Here is a 17,173-nt window from a genome sequence, read left to right as displayed (position 1 = left end):
CAGCCCTTCCAGCAACGTCAGCTCGGTTTTTAGTTAACCCGGCGGCGCTGTCGCGCCTCCGGGGTCTTGGGCACCGGAGTTTTGGGTGCCAAAATCTTGGGGCCGGACTTCAGCCCAGCGCCTGCTCGACAGCCTTGCCCGCGGCTTCCGTCCCCAGCGTGCCGCCGAGGTCGCGGGTGCGGGTGCGGGCGTCGCCAAGCGCGCGCTCGATTGCGGCCTCAATGCCCTTGGCGGCTTCGATCTCGCCGAGATGATCCAGCATCATCGCGCCCGACCAGATCTGGCCGATCGGATTGGCGATGCCCTTGCCCGCGATGTCAGGCGCCGAGCCATGGACCGGCTCGAACAGCGAGGGGTAGTCGCCGGTCGGGTTGATGTTGCCCGACGGCGCGATGCCGATCGTGCCGGTGCATGCCGGGCCCAGATCCGAGAGGATGTCGCCGAACAGGTTGGAAGCCACGACCACGTCAAAGCGGTCGGGATTCAGCACGAAATGCGCGGTCAGGATGTCGATATGGTACTGGTCGACGGCGACGCCGGGATAGTTCTTGGCCATCTCCTTCACCCGCTCGTCCCAATACGGCATGGTGATCGAGATGCCGTTCGACTTGGTCGCCGAGGTCAGCTTTTTCCGCGGACGGCGCATCGCCAGCTCGAAGGCGTATTTCAGCACGCGGTCGACGCCGACGCGGCTCATCACCGTCTCCTGCATGACGATCTCGCGCTCGGTGCCGGCGAACATCTTGCCGCCGACCGAGGAGTATTCGCCCTCGGTGTTCTCGCGCACGACGAAGAAGTCGATATCACCGGGCTTGCGGCCGACGAGCGGACCAGGAACGCCCGGCATCAGGCGCACGGGGCGCAGGTTCACATACTGGTCGAATTCACGCCGGAAGAGCAGCAGCGAGCCCCAGAGCGAGATGTGGTCGGGCACCTGCGCCGGCATGCCGACCGCGCCGAAATAGATCGCGTCATGGCCGCCGATCTTCTCCTTCCAGTCGTGGGGAAGCATCTTGCCGTGCTTCTCGTAATAATCGCAGGAGGAGAAATCGAACTCGTCGAAGCGCAGTTCGAAGCCGTATTTCTTCGAGGCCGCCTCGAGCACGCGCAGGCCCTCGGGCATGACTTCCTTGCCGATGCCGTCCCCGGCGATGACGGCGATACGATAGACGCGATTGGTCCCACTCATGGGTTTTCTCCAAAGAAGGCCGTGAATTCGGCGGCGACGAGATCGGGAATCTCCTCCGCCAGATAATGCCCGCCCGGCAAGGCACGGCCTTGGACGTTCTCGGCGCGCTGCCGCCACAGCACAAGCGGCTCGAAACATTTGCCGATGATGCCGTTACCGCCCCAGAGCGCGAGCAAGGGCTGGGTCAGCTTGCGGCCGCCATCCTCATCGTCATGGCGGATGTCGATGGTGGCGGCGGCGCGATAATCCTCGCAACTCGCATGGATGGTCTGTGGATCGCTGAAGCAGCGCAGGTAATGCGCCAGGGCCTCAGGCGCAAAGGGCGTCAGCCCGGCCGAGCCGGAGCCGCATTTCTTGCGCCAGTAAGCCTCCGGATCGGCCCCGATCATCCGCTCCGGGAAGGGCGCAGGCTGGATCAGGAAGAACCAGTGCCAATAGGCCCGCGCGAAGGCGTCGCTGGTGTTGGCGTACATCTCGCGGGTCGGCGCGATGTCCAGGGTCGCGAGCTTGGTGACGCGCTCGGCATGGTCGAGCGCCAGGCGATGGGCGACGCGTGCGCCGCGATCATGCGCGCCGATGGCGAAGCGCTGATGCCCGAGCGCCGTCATCACCTGCGCCATGTCGAGCGCCATGGCGCGCTTGGAATAGGGGACATGCTCGGCATCGCTCGCGGGCTTGTCGCTGTCGCCATAGCCGCGCAGATCGGCGCAGACCAAGGTGAAGCGGTCCCGCAAATGCGCGGCGAGCCTGTGCCAGAGCGCATGCGTCTGCGGATAGCCATGGAGCAGCAGGAGCGGCGGCCCCTCCCCGCCCGTCCGGACGCGGATGCGCGCGCCCGATGTCGCGACATCGAGCAGGCGGAAGCCGGGGAAGAGGCTGTCCTGGACGGGAACTTCAGTGACGATCATCAGGGCCGCGTGGTTGCAATAATCGGTAGCCGATAGCCTGCTTCTCGAGCGATTGCGCGCGTCGATTATTACACAATCCTGATCAATAGCGGGCGAGCCTCAAGGCAAGCATGTGCCGGGAGCGGCAAGCCGTCATGCTCGCCCTTGTGGCGAGCATCTACGTCTTGAACACCGCCCTCGCCAAAGAAAGACGTGGATGGTCGGGACAAGCCCGACCATGACGTAGAGGGTCAGCCCCGCAGCGCCGCCCCATAGCGCTTGGCCATCTCGGCGACGATCCTGGCGCCGACTGCCTCGATCTCCGCCTCGGTCAGTGTTTTGTCGACCGGCTGCAGGGTCACAGCCAGCGCGACCGACTTCTTGCCGGCCTCGACGCCTTGCCCTTCATAGAGGTCGAAAACCGCGACATCGGCGATCAGGGCCCGGTCGGCGTTCTGCGCGGTCTTCATCATGTCGCCGGCCGCGACCTTCTTTTCGACGATGAAGGCGAAATCGCGCGTCACCGGCTGGAAGCCCGAGAGCGCCAGCTTCGGCTTGACCTTGGTCGGCTTGTATTTCGGCAGCGGCAGCGCATCGAGATGGATCTCGAAGGCGACGAGCGGGCCCTTGACGTCGAGCGCCTTCAGCACCTTGGGATGCACCTCGCCGAAGGCGCCGATGACACCCTTGGGGCCGAACTGGAGCGTGGCCGAACGGCCGGGATGGGCCCAGGCAGGACCACCAGCAGAACTGCCGCCAGCGACGATCTGCAAGCCGCCGACCGGAACCCCGAGCCCCGTCAGCAGGCCCATGAGATCGGCCTTGGCGTCGAAGACATCGACGGGCTTGGCCGCGCCGTCCCAATGGCGGCCGACGCCTTCGAGCCTCGCCGTGCCCCGGCGCAGGCCGGCCGCGGCGATGAACTGGCCCTCGGGCGTATCATCCTTGAAGACCTGCCCGACCTCGAACAGCGCGACGTCGCCGAGGCCACGATCGGCGTTGAGCTGGCCGGCGCGGATCAGCCCCGGCAGCAGCGAGGGGCGCATGTCGGAGAGATCGGCCGCGATCGGATTGGCGAGTACGAGCTGGCGCGCGCCGCCGCCGAACAAAGTCGCGGCGTCATGCGAGATGAAGGACCAGGTCACCGCCTCGACGAGGCCGCGGCTGGCGAGCAGGCGCTTGGCGGCGCGGGTGCGCTTCTGCAGCACGGTGAGGACCGGCTTCACCACCTCGCCCTTGATGCGCGGCAATGGCGTCGAGACGACGCGGTCGAGCCCGGCGATACGCACGATCTCCTCGACGAGATCGGCCTTGCCGGCAACGTCGCCACGCCAGGACGGAGCGGCGACCTTGACGCGCTCGCCGGCGCCCGAGACGTGGAAGCCGAGCGAGGTCAGCGCAACCTTCATCTCGATCTGCGGCAGATCGAGCCCGGTCAGGCGCTTGACCTCGGACCAGGGGAAATCGATGGCATGGGCGCTCTCGGGCAGATCGCCCTCGAACACCATCTCGGAGGCTTCGCCGCCGCAGAGATCGAGGATCATCGCGGTGGCGAGATCGAGGCCCGGACGGGCGAAATCGGGATCGACGCCGCGCTCGAAGCGATAGCGCGCATCGGAGTTGATGCCGAGCGCGCGGCCGGAGCGCGCAATGTTGAGCGGGTCCCAGAGCGCGCTCTCGACCAGCACATCGGTGGTGGTCTCGTCGCAGCCTGAGGCCTCGCCACCCATGATGCCGGCAAGCGACTCGACGCCATGCTCATCGGCGATGACGACCTGCTCGCCGGTCAGCGTGTAGCTCTTGCCGTCGAGCGCCAGGATCGTCTCGCCGTCCCTGGCGCGGCGCACCGTGAGATCGCCCTTGACCTTGGCGGCGTCGAAGACGTGCAGCGGCCGGTTGCGGTCGAAGGTCATGAAATTGGTGATGTCGACCAGCGCATTGATCGGCCTGAGCCCGATGGCGCGCAGCCTCGCCTGCAGCCATTCGGGCGAAGGCCCGTTCTTGACGCCGCGCACCAGCCGCAAAGCGAAGACCGGGCAAAGGCCCTTGTCCGCCTCGGCGAAATCGAGCGTCACCTTGACCGGGCAGGGATAAGTCCCGCGCACAGGCTGGGCCTGCGGCGTCTTGAGGCCGCCGAGCCCGGCGGCGGCGAGGTCACGCGCGACGCCGGCGACGCCGAGCGCATCGGCCCGGTTGGGCGTCACCGCGATCTCGATCACGGCATCGTCGAACCCGGCATAGGCGGCATAGGACTGGCCTATGGGCGCATCCTCAGGCAAATCGAGAATGCCGTCATGATCCTCGGAGAGCTGCAACTCGGCAGCCGAGCAGAGCATGCCGTTCGACTCGACGCCGCGAATGACGCCCTTGCCGAGCGTGATGTCCTTGCCGGGGATATAGGTGCCGGGCGGTGAGAAGACGCTCTTCATGCCGGTGCGGGCATTGGGTGCACCGCAGACGACCTGCACGGGCTCAGCGCCGCCGGTGTCGACCATGCAGACGCGCAGCCGGTCAGCGTTCGGGTGCTGCTTGGCCTCGATCACATAGGCGATGGTGAAGGCCTGGAGAGCCTTCGCCTTGTCCTCGACGGCCTCGACCTCGAGGCCAACGCGAGTCAGCGTCTCGGTGACGGTGTCGAGCGAATCCGTGGTGTCGAGATGGTCCTTCAACCAGGACAGAGTGAACTTCATGGGTGTCCGTCACTTCTCAGATTGGCATGGGACATCGCGGGCGACGCAGCGTTGAGCTGGTCTTCCCCATCTGTCCGGATCTTCATGGAATTGCCGCGCCAGGTGACCTCGCCGGCGATGAAGGCATAGGCCCAGACGCCGGGAAAGATCAGATCCCGCAGCAACAGCGCCAGCGGCATGCGCCAGGAGAGATACCAGCCGACGCCATAGGCCAGCGCCATCTCCGCCACATACCAGGGCAGCAGCACGAGTGCCGGGCCAAGCCATGCGGAATATCCGTAGGCCGCCGCAGCGAAAGCCGCACACAGCGCCGGCAGCAGCGGGCCGGACAGGATCTCGGGCGCGAAGAAGGGCAGGAACGTCACCCGGCGCAGCCGTGCCCAGCGGAACTGCCGCTGCACGACGTCATACAAGGAGCGCTCGCCCAAGGGCTGCTCGAAAGGCTGGCCGACGAGATGGACATGCTTGCCGGCCCGGCGCACCAGCTTGGTGGCGGCGGCATCCTCGGCAATCTCCTCGCCCAGCACGGCGATGCCGCCATTGGCGTCGAGGAAGGGCTTGTTCCAGAGCATCGACTTGCCCTGCGCGAAGCCGAAGCCGAGCGCCTCACCGGCATATTGCCAGCGCGCCTGGAAGGTATTGAGGAAGGCGCATTCGAGCTCGGCCCAGAAGCCCTGCGGACGCGAGCCTGCCGGCGTCGAGCAGACGAGCCCGGTGTCGGGGCGCCAGGAGGCCAGCATGCGCTGGATGTAGTCCCTCGGCATCAGCACGTTGGAATCGGCCAGGATGACCCATTCGGTCGTCGCCGCTTCCCAGCCCTTGACGCAGTTGTTGAGCTTGGGATTGGCGCTGACGGCGACATCGCCGGTGATCAGGCTGACCCGCTCGGCGCCGAAGTGGCCGATCAGCTCGGCGACCAACGGCACGATCGGATCATCGCCATCGGCGACGCAGAAGATCGTCTGATAGCGAGGATAGTCGAGCAGGAGGCCAGACGTCGCCGTCTCCCTGCTGAAGGCCTCGATGCCGCGCACCGGGCGCACGATCGTCACCGGGGGCTGTGCGTCGAGCAGAGCGCAGCCGGCATCCTTGCGGCGCAGGCGCACCAGAGCGATCGCCTGGCAGAGCAGGTTGATCGCGAGAGCGAGCGCCGCAAACAGGCCAGCAGATGCCGCCAGGCTCACCGCAACCTCCCCTGATGCCGCGACGCGCTCACGACGACAGCCCGCCCGTCAAGGTCGGCAGGTCGAGCGGCCGGAAGCCGTAATGGGCGAGCCAGCGCAGATCCGCCTCGAAGAAGGGGCGCAGATCCGGCATGCCGTATTTCAGCATGGCGATGCGGTCGATGCCCATGCCCCAGGCGAAGCCCTGGTAGACATCCGGATCGAGCCCGCAATTCTTCAGGACATTGGGGTGGACCATGCCGCAGCCGAGAATCTCGAGCCAGTCCTCGCCCTCGCCGAAGCGGATCTCGCCGCCCTTGCGCGAGCATTGGATATCGACCTCGACCGAAGGCTCGGTGAAGGGGAAGAAGGAGGGGCGGAAGCGCATCTTGACGTTGTCGATCTCGAAGAACGCCTTGCAGAACTCCTCAAGCACCCATTTCATGTGGCCCATATGGGCCTTTTTATCGATGACGAGCCCCTCGACCTGATGGAACATCGGGGTGTGGGTCTGGTCGGAATCCATCCGGTAGGTGCGGCCGGGGCAGATCACCCGGATCGGCGGCTCCTGCGCCATCATGGTGCGGACCTGGACCGGCGAGGTATGGGTGCGCAGCAGCTTGCGCTCGCCATTGGCATCGGGCGCGAAGAAGAAGGTGTCGTGCATCTCGCGGGCGGGATGGCCGATGGGGAAGTTCAACTTGGTGAAGTTGAGGTCGTCGGTCTCGACGTCCGGGCCTTCCGCCACCGAGAAGCCCATATCGCCGAAGATCGCGGTGATCTCGTCGATGACCTGGCTGATCGGGTGGATGCGACCGCGCGCCTCCGGCCCCTCGCGGACCGGCAAGGTGATGTCCACGGTCTCGGAGGCAAGCCTGGCGTCGAGCGCAGCCTCGCCCAGCGCTTCCTTGCGGGCGCCCAGCGCGCCTTGCACCTTGTCGCGCAGGCCGTTGATCAGCGGCCCCTTTTCCTTGCGCTCCTCGGGTGTCATCGCGCCCAGCGTCTTGAGCAGCGCCGAGATCGAGCCGGCCTTGCCCAGCGCTGCGATCCTGACCTGCTCCAAGGCGGTCTCGTCCTGCGCGCCGGCAATGTCGGCAAGGAGGCTCGCGCCCAAGTTATCGATCTCGTTCATGCCTGCTCTGGTCCATTTGCGAGGCATCTTCTAGGGTGTCGCCAGCGGCGAGGCTAGAGGCAATCATGCTGGCAAAGCATCGCTGCGACGGCAAATCCAGGCCGTTTCACCTCGATGAGGGCAGCCGCATGACAATCATGTCTCAATGGCGGGCGGCATTGATCGTGAGCTCGTTCATTGGCATGGCCGTACCGGCGGCAGCGCAGGACGGCATGCGCGTCACCGTCACCGGCGAGATCAGCGACACCTGGTGCACGATCAGCGGGCTGATGTTCGCCAAGGGAACAGCTCACCATCAATGCGCCATCTGGTGCGCGCTTGGCGGCATTCCCGTCAGCATCCGTGATGCGAAGGGCAATCTCTACCTCATCCTGAAGATCGGCGACGACGACGACAGCGCATCCAATCCCAGGGTCGCGCGCATGGCGACCCACGAGGTCAGCGTCGATGGCGAATTGCTGGAGCGCGACGGCGTGAAATACCTGCTCGTCGACCGCATCGCCGACGACAAGGGCGTCATCACCATGACGCATGAGGAATACGGCATCCAGCCGTTCGGGAACTGAGCGATGAAGGCTCTCTCCACGATACGCCTCGCGCTGATGATTTTTACAGTGTCCAGCGCCACCTCCTCCTTGGCCGCCGAAGCCTGGAATATCCCGCACGAGAAGGCAGTCGTCCTGAAGGGACGCGTCGTCGACGCGCTGTGCCAGCTCAAGGGCCGCTGCGCGCCCGATTGCGGCAGCGGCAAGCGGCAGCTCGGCCTGCTGCTGACGGATGGCACGTTCCGGCTCGTGGCCAAGTCGAACATCGATTTCGCCGGATCGATCCCCGATCTGATCGGCTTCTGCGGCAAGGAGATTGAGGCCGACGGGCTCCTGATCGAGAACCCGGCCATAACCTTGTTCTTCGTGCAGGGCATCAGAGCCGATGCAGCTGGATCCTTCACGCCCGCCGAGCGCTTCAAGACGGATTGGGAGGCACGCAACGGCAAGGCAGAAGAGTGGTGGCGTGCCGATCCGGAAGCGAATCGAATCATCGCGGCCGACGGCCCGCTCGGCATCAAGGGCCTGGCGCCCAAGCCAAAGCCCTGAGGCAGCCGCGATGACCGACGTCATCACGCGCAGGGGCATGCTGGCCTGCCTCGCCGCGCTCGCCACAGGACGGGCTGTCGCGCAGGATCAGGCCAGCCAAGAGGGCGGCCACCAGCATGATCGGCTCGCCGCGCAGTTCGGCGGAGCTTTCACCCTCACCGATCACACGGGCAGGCGCGTCAGCGACGGCGACTTTCGTGGCCGCTTCACGCTGATCTATTTCGGCTTCACGCGCTGCACCGACACTTGCCCCATCGATCTGCCGATCATCGCCCAGGCGCTCGATTCGATCGGGCCGCTCGCAGACAAGCTCGTGCCGCTCTTCATCACGGTCGACCCCGGCAACGATACGCCGCCGGTCATGGCGACCTATGTCGCCGCCTTCCACCCGCGCCTGATCGGGCTCACCGGCAGCGAAGCGGAGATCGCGGCAACGGCCAAAGCTTACAAGGTGCATCGCCGCAAGCTGACACAGCCTCACCATGGCGCCGGCGAATATGCGGTCGATCATGGCTCGCTGACCTATCTGATGGGGCCGGACGGGCGCTTCGTGACGTTGCTGCCGCATAATTCGGGAGCCGAGCGGCTGGCCGCGATCCTGCGGAAATATCTCGCCTGAGGCGACAGGCCGCCTCTGCATGGCTATGCAAGGCATGCCCCACAGGACCGATGCCATGCCTGACAACAACGCCCAGAAAATCTCGCCCTCCTATCGCCTCGCCGCGCTCGACCCCGATTTCATCCTCGGCGATTCCACGCGCGGGGCGCGCTTCATGCTCGAATACCAGAAGGCCGAGGACAATCTGCGGGCACGCGGCATCGCCTCGACCATCGTGGTCTTCGGCTCGGCGCGGGTGCGCGAGGGCAATCCCTGGTACGAGGCCGCGCGCGAATTCGCGCGGATCGCCTCTGAACGCGGCGGCGCGCTGGCTCAGGCCGGCAATGAGCACCGGCATGTCATCGCCACCGGCGGCGGGCCCGGCATCATGGAGGCGGCCAATCGCGGCGCGACGGAGGCCGGGGCGCTCTCGATCGGCCTCAACATCACCTTGCCGCATGAGCAGGAACCCAATGCCTGGTCGACGCCGGACCTGACCTTCCGCTTCCATTATTTCGCGATGCGCAAGATGCATTTCGCCATGCGGGCAGCCGCGCTCGTCGCCTTCCCCGGTGGGTTTGGCACGCTGGACGAATTGTTCGAGGTGATGACGCTGGTCCAGACCAGCAAGATGCCGCCGGTGCCGATCGTGCTCTATGACAGCGCCTTCTGGAAAGGCCTGCTCAACCTCGACACGCTGCGCGAGGCCGGCTTCATCCGACCGGAGGATCTCTCGCTGTTCTCCTATGCCGATACCCCCGACGAGGCCTATGCCCGCATCGTCGCGGGCGCCGGCGACGCCTGGGAGCCGGCGGCGAAGGACAGTGTGCAGACGTGAGGCCTGGCTTGTCAGAGCCCGTTTGGAAACCCGCGAGCCCTCATCCTGAGGAGCGCTCCGCAGGAGCGCGTCTCGAAGGATGCTCCAGGAGGCTCCGGCGCAAGCTGGAGCATCCTTCGAGACGCCGCGTGCCGCAGCTCCTCAGGATGAGGGCTGGAGTTTCCAAACAGCCTCTAAGGCACCGTCATATCAAGCGGACTCCATGACAATCATCGGCCGACAAGACCGCTTACGCAGCGACGAAGCCAGCCACGGCAAGGATGGTCGTAAGGCTGGCCGTCATGCCGGATAGGCTGGCAGTCTTCTCGACATCGATCCACTCGGCGAGAGAATGCGCCCTGCCGCCGGTGCCGCCCGAACCGATCTTGATCGCCGGGATACCGAGGCTCATCGGAATATTCGCGTCGGTCGAGGACGCCTCGTGCGTGGGCACAAAGCCATGGGCCTGAAGGGCCGCCGTCGCGAACTGGACGATGTCGGTGTCCATGGCCGTGTTGCCGGCGGGGCGATCGCCCAGCGTCCTGATGTCGACGGTGATGGGCCCCTCGCTGGTCGAGCGGATCGCGTTCTCCTGTTCCACGGCTGCGGCCACGATCGCGCGGCACTGCGCGTCCAGCCTGGCAAGCTGCTCTGCCGATTCCGACCTGAGGTCGATGTCGATCCACGCCTCCTCGGGGATCGCGTTCACCGAGGTGCCGCCGCCGACAATGGAGGCGCAGAACGTGGTGCGAGGAGTGTCCGGCACCTTGATGCGACCGAGTTCGACGATCACTTGGGCCATGGCATAGATCGGGTTCACGATCCCGAACGCCTTGAAGCTGTGCCCGCCCGGTCCTTTGAACCGGACGGAATAGCGTTTCGAACCGACGCCACCAACCACGATATTGTCCACCGGCGGACTATCGACGGTGATGAAGGCTTCGATCTGGTCGCGATACCGACCTTTGGTGAAGAGATGGCGCACGCCGCGCAGGTCGCCGAGCCCTTCCTCACCGACATCGCCGACGAACAGAATATCGTTGCGGGTTCGGATGCCGGCGGCGTCGAGCGCGCGAATGAAAGCGAGCAGCACGGCCAGGCTGCGGGTGTCGTCACCGATTCCCGGCGCATAGAGCCTGGTGCCCTCGCGGCGCACGGTGACGTCGGTTCCTTCCGGGAAAACCGTGTCGAGATGCGCAGCGACCACGATCAAGCCACCGTTGCCGGTGCCACGCCTGACGCCCATGACATTCCCGATCTCGTCCTGCTCGACATCCTCGAGACCATGCGCGCGCAGCATCTCCAGATAAGCGGCAGCGCGCCTGTCCTCCTTGAAGGGTGGGGACGGAATCTCGGTCAGCGTGATGATGTCGGCGATGGTGCGGTCGTGATCGGCGTCGAGCACCTCGACCGCCGCCTTGAAAGCCGGATGCCGGGTGATCGCGGCGATTTCGGAGGCGTGGTCGCGCTGCACTGGCATTTCCCCATTATGCGGTCGGTGGCCCTGCTACGGCGCAAGCTGTGCCGTCAGCCTCGGTGCAGCGCAAGGGTTCGTGGCGAACATTGAAGTCCGCAGCGCACATCAAGGATGGAGCGAGCGCGCATACCGAGACAAAGAAAAAGGCCGGCATCGCTGCCGGCCTTTTCGAAATCAGTCAGGCAAAACCGCTCAGGCGGCCTTGCGCTCGCCGGCGTTGGGCTCGGCGGCCAGAGCGGCCTTGACCTGCTCGACGACGGCCGTGAACGAGGCCGCATCGTCGATCGCCATGGCCGAGAGGGTCTTGCGGTCGAGCTCGATGCCGGCCTTGGTCAGGCCGTTGATGAACATCGAGTAGACCAGGCCGTGCTCACGCACCGCAGCGTTCAGGCGCTGGATCCAGAGCGCGCGGAACGAGCGCTTCCGGTTCTTGCGATCGCGATAGGCGTATTGCATCGAGCGATCGACGGCCGCCTTGGCGGCGCGGATCGTATTCTTGCGGCGGCCATAGAAGCCCTTGGCGGCCTTGAGTGTCTTCTTGTGCTTGGCATGGGACGTTACGCCCCGTTTCACGCGAGCCATGTGATGATCTCCGGAAGGTTAGGGTGGCGTCAGCCGTTGGGGAGGTAATACTTCTTCACGTTGGCCGCATCGCCCTCGAAGAGGACGTTGGTGCCGCGGTGATTGCGGAGCTGCTTGTTGGTCCGCTTGATCATCCCGTGACGCTTGCCAGCCTGGGCGTAGAGCACCTTGCCGGTTCCGGTGATCTTGAAGCGCTTCTTGGCGCTCGACTTCGTCTTGATCTTGGGCATTTCAACTCCTCATTGGTCGCGGACGCGCGAATTGCGCCGCTTTCAGTTTTGCTTGTTCAAGAAGTGCTCTTGGGGAAGCAAAGATCGACCGCCACGGCAGCCCTTATCAGCCGGGCGATCGAAGGCCGCGCGTATGACAGAAAAGCCGCGCAATGGCAAGCACGCGACGAGGGCTCAGCGACAAGCCGCTTGACGATATCCGCGGAAGGCGCGTCAACACGTCACGACAGCGTCTCACGCTGGCCGCTAAGAAGTCCACACTACTCGAGAGGAAACGTCATGCGAACTTCATTGGTCGGACTCCTGGCCGGCATCGTCCTGAGCGCGGCGGCCAGTGCCCCTGCCCTCGCCCAGTCGACGCTCGACAAGATCAAGGCGCGCGGCCAGATCGTCTGCGGCACCAGCGAAGGCGTTCCCGGCTTTTCGCTGCAGGACGGCAACGGCGCCTGGAAGGGCTTCGATACCGATATCTGCCGCGCACTCGCAGCCGCCATCTTCAACGACCCCGACAAGGCCTCCTATCTCTCGCTCTCGAGCAAGAACCGGCTGGTGGCCTTGCAAAGCGGCGAGATCGATGTGCTGGCGCGCACGACGACCTGGACCCTTGGGCGCGATGTCGGCCAGGGCCTGACCTTCACTGCCGTCAACTACTATGACGGCCAGGGCTTCATCCTGCGCAAGAAGCTGAATGTCGCCAGCGTCAAGGACCTCAACGGCGCTTCGATCTGCGTCGCCCAGGGCACGACGACCGAGCTCAATCTCGCCGATTACGGCCGCACCCACGGCATCAAATTCGAAACCGTCGCTTTCGCAACGCTGGAAGACACCGTGCAGGCCTATGAGGCCGGGCGCTGCGACGCCTACACCACCGATCTCTCGGCGCTGGCTGGAACGCGCAGCCGCCTGAAGGCTCCCGACGAACACATCCTGCTCGGCGAAGTGATCTCGAAGGAGCCGCTCGGCCCCTGGGTCCGCAAGAACGATCAGGCCTGGTTCGATATCGTGCGCTGGACGGTATTTGCCCTGGTGAACGCCGAAGAGCTCGGTGTCACCCAGGCCAATCTCGCCGAGATGCTCAACTCCAAGAACCCGGAAATTCGCCGCCTGCTTGGAGCCGAGGGCAGATTCGGCGAGGGGCTCGGGCTCAGCAACGACTGGGTCGCGCGCATCATCAAGGCCGTCGGCAATTACGGCGAGAGCTTCGAGCGCAATTTCGGGGCAAAATCGGGCATCAACCTGCCGCGCGGCGTCAACAAGCTCTGGACCGATGGCGGGCTGCAATTCGCACCGCCGATCCGCTGACGCAACGGCAAGGATAGCGAATAGCGAATGGCGAGGTAAAGCTTCCATTCGCTACTCGCTATTCGCCATCTCCTGAGGGCCCCCAAACGGGCCCCTCAGCGGCTTTCGACCCGAAAGAAATCGATGAAAGCCCTGAGCGCCGGCCGCATCTGGCGGCGGCTGGGATAGTAGATGTGGAAGCCGTCGAAAGGCGGGCACCAATCTTCCAGCACGCGCACCAGCCGGCCGTCGGCGAGCGCATCGCGAACATAGTCCTCGAATACGAAAGCGATGCCGGCTCCATCGATGGCGGCCTGCGCGATCAGGTGATCCTCGCCCAGGATCAAAGGCCCTTCGACCGGCGGCTCGATGGCGACGCCCTCCTTCTCGAACTCCCAGCGATAGATCACGCCGCTGGAGAAGCGGAAGCGGATGCAGCGATGAGCGGACAGGTCCTGCGGACGCTCCGGCCGGGGCCTGCCTTCGAAATAGGAGGGCGCAGCGACCGCCGCCCCCCGCATCGAAGGCCCGATGCGAACGGCGATCATATCGCGCTGCAGGCTTTCGCCGAGCCTGATGCCTGCGTCGAAACCGCCCTCGACGACGTCGGAAAACCGGTCCTCGATGACGATCTCCAGCACGATCTCGGGAAAGGCTGCGGCAAAGGCGCCGAGCTTCGGCGCCAGCACGGTATGGGCCGCCGTGCGCGGCACGGTCAGCCGGAGATTCCCGGCGGGCTCGTCTCGGGACGCGACCGCCGCTTCCAGCGCGAGATCGATCTCCGACAGCGCCGGGCCCAGCCGCTCCAGCAACTGCGCGCCTGCCTCCGTGGGCGCGACGCTGCGCGTGCTGCGTGCCAGCAGGCGAACGCCCAGGCCGGCCTCCAGCGCCGATACCGCATGGCTGACGGCGGAGGGGGCGATGCCGAGCTCCTTCGCCGCATCGCGAAAGCCGCCATTGCGGGCAACCGCCGCCAGGACGGCCAATTGCGAGAGATGACTACGGCTCATTGCTCTATTTAATCGACCAAGCCGTGCAAGCTCAAGCCGATTATCGAACGAAGCCAGCGGCGCTATCTCACCATCATCACAGCAGAGGAGCCCGTGATGAAAACCCGCAAGCTTGGAACTGAACTGAGTGTCTATCCTGTCGGCCTGGGCTGCATGGGAATGAGCTTCGCCTATGGCGGGCAGGAAGAGAGCGCCGCCATCACCACCTTGCGCCGCGCCGTCGATCTTGGCGTGACCCTGTTCGACACCGCCGAGGTCTATGGCCCCTACGACAACGAAATCCTGCTCGGCAAGGCGCTGAAGCCCGTCCGGGACAAGGTCGTGATCGCCACGAAATTCGGCTTCAAGATCAGCCGGGATGGCGAGGGACCGGCGCGCATGACCGGCGTCGACAGCCGGCCACAACACCTCAAGGCCGTCGCTGAAGCCTCGTTGAAGCGGCTCGGCGTCGATGTCATCGACCTCTACTACCAGCACCGCGTCGACCCTGCGGTGCCGATCGAGGAAACGGTCGGCGCGATGGCGGAACTGGTCCGCGAGGGCAAGGTCCGCGCGCTCGGCCTGTCGGAAGCGAGCGCTGCGACGATCCGGCGGGCGCATGCGGTGCACCCGATCGCCGCCGTGCAGAGCGAGTATTCGCTGTGGAGCCGCGAGCCGGAGGCGCAGGTGTTCTCCACCTGCCGCGAGCTCGGCATCGGCTTTGTTCCTTACAGCCCCCTCGGTCGCGGCCTGCTGACGGGCGCGATCAGCAAGCCCGGCCAGCTCACCGCCGATGACTGGCGCCACACTTTGCCCCGCTTCCAGGCCGAGGCGATGGCGGCCAATGCGGCCATCGTCGACGAGCTGGCGGCGATCGCGGCGCGAAAGGGCGTGACGACAGCGCAGCTGGCGCTGGCCTGGGTGCTGCACCAGGGCGATTTCATCGTGCCGATCCCCGGCGCGCGGAAGATCGCCAACCTCGAGCAGAATGCGGCAGCGGCCGCAATCAGCCTCAGCGCGGCCGAGCTTGCAGACATCGCCCAGGCGATGTCGCCGGAGCGGGTCGTCGGCAGTCGCTATACCGAGGCCGCCCTCGCCCTGGTCGACGGCTGAGCCGGATGCGCCGACCGGCAAGGCCGAGCCGCGGCGCTTGACACGCACGACGCCACATCCATCGATGGGACCGGGTGCCGTCTCGCGGCGAAGAACGCGAACGGCACCCCATTATCGCGTTTTCGAGCGAAGTGGATACCGGTTCGCGTGAAGAAAACGCGTTAAAACAAAGATCTGAAGTCACTGAATGATCCAGCTGGATCGTTCAGTGACTTCAGCGCGCGGGGGGAAACGTCGATGAATCAGGTCACCATTCTGGCGGGCATCGCCGCGATCCATGCGCTTGCGATCGCCAGTCCCGGCCCGACCTTTGCGGTCGTCATGAGCTATGCGGTGAAAGGGGATCGCCGCGCCGGGCTGCTGCTGAGCTTCGGTGTCGTGCTGGCGACGCTGACCTGGGCGTTCGCCGCCGCGGCCGGTCTCGGCACCTTGCTGGCGAGCTTCCCGCTGGCCTATCGCGGCCTCCAACTCATCGGCGCGGCCTATCTGATCTATCTCGGCGCAAAACTGCTGCTCGGGATCCTGCGCCAGAAGGGCCCGGCAGCCCCTCACGCCACCTCCAAGCCGGTGTCGGGGCTGGAGGCGATCCGCGCCGGCTTCATCACCAACATCACCAATCCCAAGGTCGTCGCCTACTATGCCAGCCTGTTCGGCGTGATGATTCCGGCCGGCGCGCCAGGCTGGCTATTCTGGTCGGCCGTGGCGGTTGTCGTCGTGGTCTCGGCGGCCTGGTGGATCGCGGTGACGCTGTTCTTCACCGTGCCCGCGGTGAGCCGCGCCTATGTCCGCGCCAAACCGGTGCTGGACGTGATCATGGGCGTCGTCTTGATTGCGCTTGGCCTGCGGCTGGCCGTGTTCGGCTAAGTCTGCGACCATCGACCGTTCAGGCCCGGAGAAGCCATGACCACGCCCTGCATCATCACCGTCGCCATCACCGGCTCGCTGCCGACCAAGCGCGACAATCCGGCCGTGCCGATCTCGATTTCCGAACAGATCGAATCCACGCAGGCCGCGTTCGAGGCCGGCGCGACCCTGGCGCATTGCCATGTCCGCAGCGACGAGGGCACGCCGACCTCCGACCCCGAGCGCTTCGGCCGTTTGCTGGAAGGCCTGCGCCGGCATTGCCCCGGCATGATCGTGCAGTTCTCGACCGGCGGGCGCTCCGGCGCGGGGCGCGAGCGCGGCGGCATGCTCTCGCTGAAGCCCGACATGGCCTCGCTCTCGACCGGCTCCTGCAATTTCCCGACGCGGGTCTATGAGAACAGCCCCGAGCTGGTCGGCTGGCTGGCGAGCGAGATGCTTGAGCATGGCGTCAAGCCCGAGATCGAGGCCTTCGACCTCTCGATGATCTTCAAGGCGGTCGAGATGGGCGTCGCGGGTGCGATCAAGGGGCCGCTGCATGTGCAGTTCGTCATGGGCGTGAAGAACGCCATGCCGGTCGACCGCGCCGCCTTCGAATTCTACATCGCGACGCTGAAGCGGCTCGCGCCCGATGCGACCTGGACCGGCGCCGGCATCGGCCGCGACCAGATCACGCTCAACCGCTGGTCGCTGGAGCTCGGCGGCCATTGCCGCACCGGGCTGGAGGACAATGTCCGCCTCGACCGCGACACCCTCGCGCCGTCCAACGCCGCTTTGGTGAAACGCGTTGTCGATCTCTGCCCCGAATATGACCGTCGTCCGGCGACAGTGGCCCAGGCGCGTGCCCTGCTCGGACTGGCGGCCTGACAGCAACAGCTTGAATCCGCACCTCCGCGTCATCCCGCGCGGAGCCCTCGGGTTCGGCCTTTGGCCAGTCCAAGGCCAGGCTCCGCGCAGACCCGGAATCCATTCCGAGGCACCAGTGGATTGAATCGGACGCTTAGTACTCGCCCGAGACCGTCCTCACAGCTTGGGGAAAGGCGGCGCAGCCCTGCTCGCTTGCAGACGTT

17 protein-coding genes are annotated in these 17,173 nt (G+C 65.6%); 8 read left to right on the top strand and 9 right to left on the bottom strand.

From position 1 onward, the window contains the following. Nucleotides 1-109: 109 nt before the first annotated feature. The 5 genes from J2Y55_RS11855 to pheS all read right to left on the bottom strand — a co-directional run bounded on the left by J2Y55_RS11855 (nt 110) and on the right by pheS (nt 7,061). A complete protein-coding gene (locus tag J2Y55_RS11855) occupies nt 110-1,189 on the bottom strand; it encodes a tartrate dehydrogenase (protein WP_310152684.1) in 1,080 nt (359 codons plus the stop codon). After that, nucleotides 1,186-2,097, bottom strand: a complete 912-nt coding sequence (locus J2Y55_RS11850) for an alpha/beta fold hydrolase (protein ID WP_310152681.1) — start codon at nt 2,095-2,097, stop codon at nt 1,186-1,188. The genes J2Y55_RS11855 and J2Y55_RS11850 overlap by 4 nt, the downstream gene beginning before the upstream one ends. Before the next feature lie 230 nt (nt 2,098-2,327). After that, nucleotides 2,328-4,766: a phenylalanine--tRNA ligase subunit beta gene (gene pheT / locus J2Y55_RS11845; protein WP_310152677.1), complete on the bottom strand. Its 2,439-nt coding sequence runs from the start codon at nt 4,764-4,766 to the stop codon at nt 2,328-2,330. Beyond that, nucleotides 4,763-5,950 carry a ceramide glucosyltransferase gene (locus J2Y55_RS11840; protein ID WP_310152673.1) on the bottom strand — a complete coding sequence of 396 codons (1,188 nt, stop codon included), beginning with the start codon at nt 5,948-5,950 and terminating at the stop codon, nt 4,763-4,765. Before J2Y55_RS11840 ends, pheT begins: the two co-directional genes overlap by 4 nt. A 28-nt stretch (nt 5,951-5,978) precedes the next feature. Further along, on the bottom strand, nt 5,979-7,061 hold the full coding sequence (pheS, locus tag J2Y55_RS11835; RefSeq protein WP_310152669.1) for a phenylalanine--tRNA ligase subunit alpha: 1,083 nt from the start codon (nt 7,059-7,061) through the stop codon (nt 5,979-5,981). A 128-nt stretch (nt 7,062-7,189) separates the two neighbouring features. Between pheS and J2Y55_RS11830 the strand changes: the two genes are divergently transcribed. Genes J2Y55_RS11830 through J2Y55_RS11815 form a run of 4 tightly spaced genes read left to right on the top strand, consistent with a single transcriptional unit; the run spans nt 7,190 to nt 9,591 of the window. After that, nucleotides 7,190-7,627, top strand: a complete 438-nt coding sequence (locus J2Y55_RS11830) for a hypothetical protein (protein WP_310152666.1) — start codon at nt 7,190-7,192, stop codon at nt 7,625-7,627. A gap of 3 nt (nt 7,628-7,630) precedes the next feature. Continuing rightward, complete coding sequence (locus J2Y55_RS11825) at nt 7,631-8,155, top strand: hypothetical protein (RefSeq protein ID WP_310152663.1); 525 nt, start codon at nt 7,631-7,633, stop codon at nt 8,153-8,155. 10 nt (nt 8,156-8,165) lie between these two features. Continuing rightward, the gene (locus J2Y55_RS11820) at nt 8,166-8,774 is read left to right on the top strand and encodes an SCO family protein (RefSeq protein ID WP_310152660.1); all 609 of its coding nucleotides are present in this window, start codon (nt 8,166-8,168) and stop codon (nt 8,772-8,774) included. Nucleotides 8,775-8,829: 55 nt separating this feature from the next. Then, nucleotides 8,830-9,591 carry an LOG family protein gene (locus tag J2Y55_RS11815; protein ID WP_310152657.1) on the top strand — a complete coding sequence of 254 codons (762 nt, stop codon included), beginning with the start codon at nt 8,830-8,832 and terminating at the stop codon, nt 9,589-9,591. 229 nt (nt 9,592-9,820) lie between these two features. Here J2Y55_RS11815 and J2Y55_RS11810 read toward each other — a convergent pair whose 3' ends face one another. The 3 genes from J2Y55_RS11810 to rpmI form a co-directional block, all read right to left on the bottom strand. Beyond that, nucleotides 9,821-11,044 carry a M20/M25/M40 family metallo-hydrolase gene (locus J2Y55_RS11810; protein ID WP_310152654.1) on the bottom strand — a complete coding sequence of 408 codons (1,224 nt, stop codon included), beginning with the start codon at nt 11,042-11,044 and terminating at the stop codon, nt 9,821-9,823. Between the two features lie 195 nt (nt 11,045-11,239). Further along, on the bottom strand, nt 11,240-11,629 hold the full coding sequence (gene rplT, locus J2Y55_RS11805; RefSeq protein WP_069690216.1) for a 50S ribosomal protein L20: 390 nt from the start codon (nt 11,627-11,629) through the stop codon (nt 11,240-11,242). 29 nt (nt 11,630-11,658) lie between these two features. Beyond that, complete coding sequence (gene rpmI / locus J2Y55_RS11800; RefSeq protein WP_310152647.1) at nt 11,659-11,859, bottom strand: 50S ribosomal protein L35; 201 nt, start codon at nt 11,857-11,859, stop codon at nt 11,659-11,661. Between the two features lie 279 nt (nt 11,860-12,138). Here rpmI and J2Y55_RS11795 point away from each other — a divergent pair, with 279 nt between their 5' ends. Further along, nucleotides 12,139-13,161, top strand: a complete 1,023-nt coding sequence (locus J2Y55_RS11795) for an amino acid ABC transporter substrate-binding protein (protein WP_310152644.1) — start codon at nt 12,139-12,141, stop codon at nt 13,159-13,161. Nucleotides 13,162-13,256: 95 nt separating this feature from the next. On the opposite strand, the gene J2Y55_RS11790 is transcribed toward J2Y55_RS11795, so the two are convergent. Continuing rightward, nucleotides 13,257-14,150 (bottom strand): LysR family transcriptional regulator, encoded by an 894-nt coding sequence (locus J2Y55_RS11790; RefSeq protein ID WP_310152641.1) that lies wholly within the window; start codon nt 14,148-14,150, stop codon nt 13,257-13,259. A gap of 96 nt (nt 14,151-14,246) precedes the next feature. On the opposite strand from J2Y55_RS11790, the gene J2Y55_RS11785 reads away from it, so the two are divergent. The 3 genes from J2Y55_RS11785 (at nt 14,247) to J2Y55_RS11775 (ending at nt 16,970) form a co-directional block, all read left to right on the top strand. Beyond that, the gene (locus J2Y55_RS11785) at nt 14,247-15,242 is read left to right on the top strand and encodes an aldo/keto reductase (protein ID WP_310152640.1); all 996 of its coding nucleotides are present in this window, start codon (nt 14,247-14,249) and stop codon (nt 15,240-15,242) included. 237 nt (nt 15,243-15,479) lie between these two features. Then, nucleotides 15,480-16,106 carry a LysE family translocator gene (locus tag J2Y55_RS11780; protein ID WP_310152638.1) on the top strand — a complete coding sequence of 209 codons (627 nt, stop codon included), beginning with the start codon at nt 15,480-15,482 and terminating at the stop codon, nt 16,104-16,106. Between the two features lie 36 nt (nt 16,107-16,142). Further along, a complete protein-coding gene (locus J2Y55_RS11775; protein WP_310152636.1) occupies nt 16,143-16,970 on the top strand; it encodes a 3-oxoadipate:acetyl-CoA acetyltransferase in 828 nt (275 codons plus the stop codon). Nucleotides 16,971-17,173: the final 203 nt, after the last annotated feature.

The organism is Allobosea sp. BE125 (assembly GCF_031456075.1).
Lineage (GTDB): Bacteria > Pseudomonadota > Alphaproteobacteria > Rhizobiales > Beijerinckiaceae > Allobosea.
This window is presented reverse-complemented; position numbering and strand designations above follow the sequence as displayed.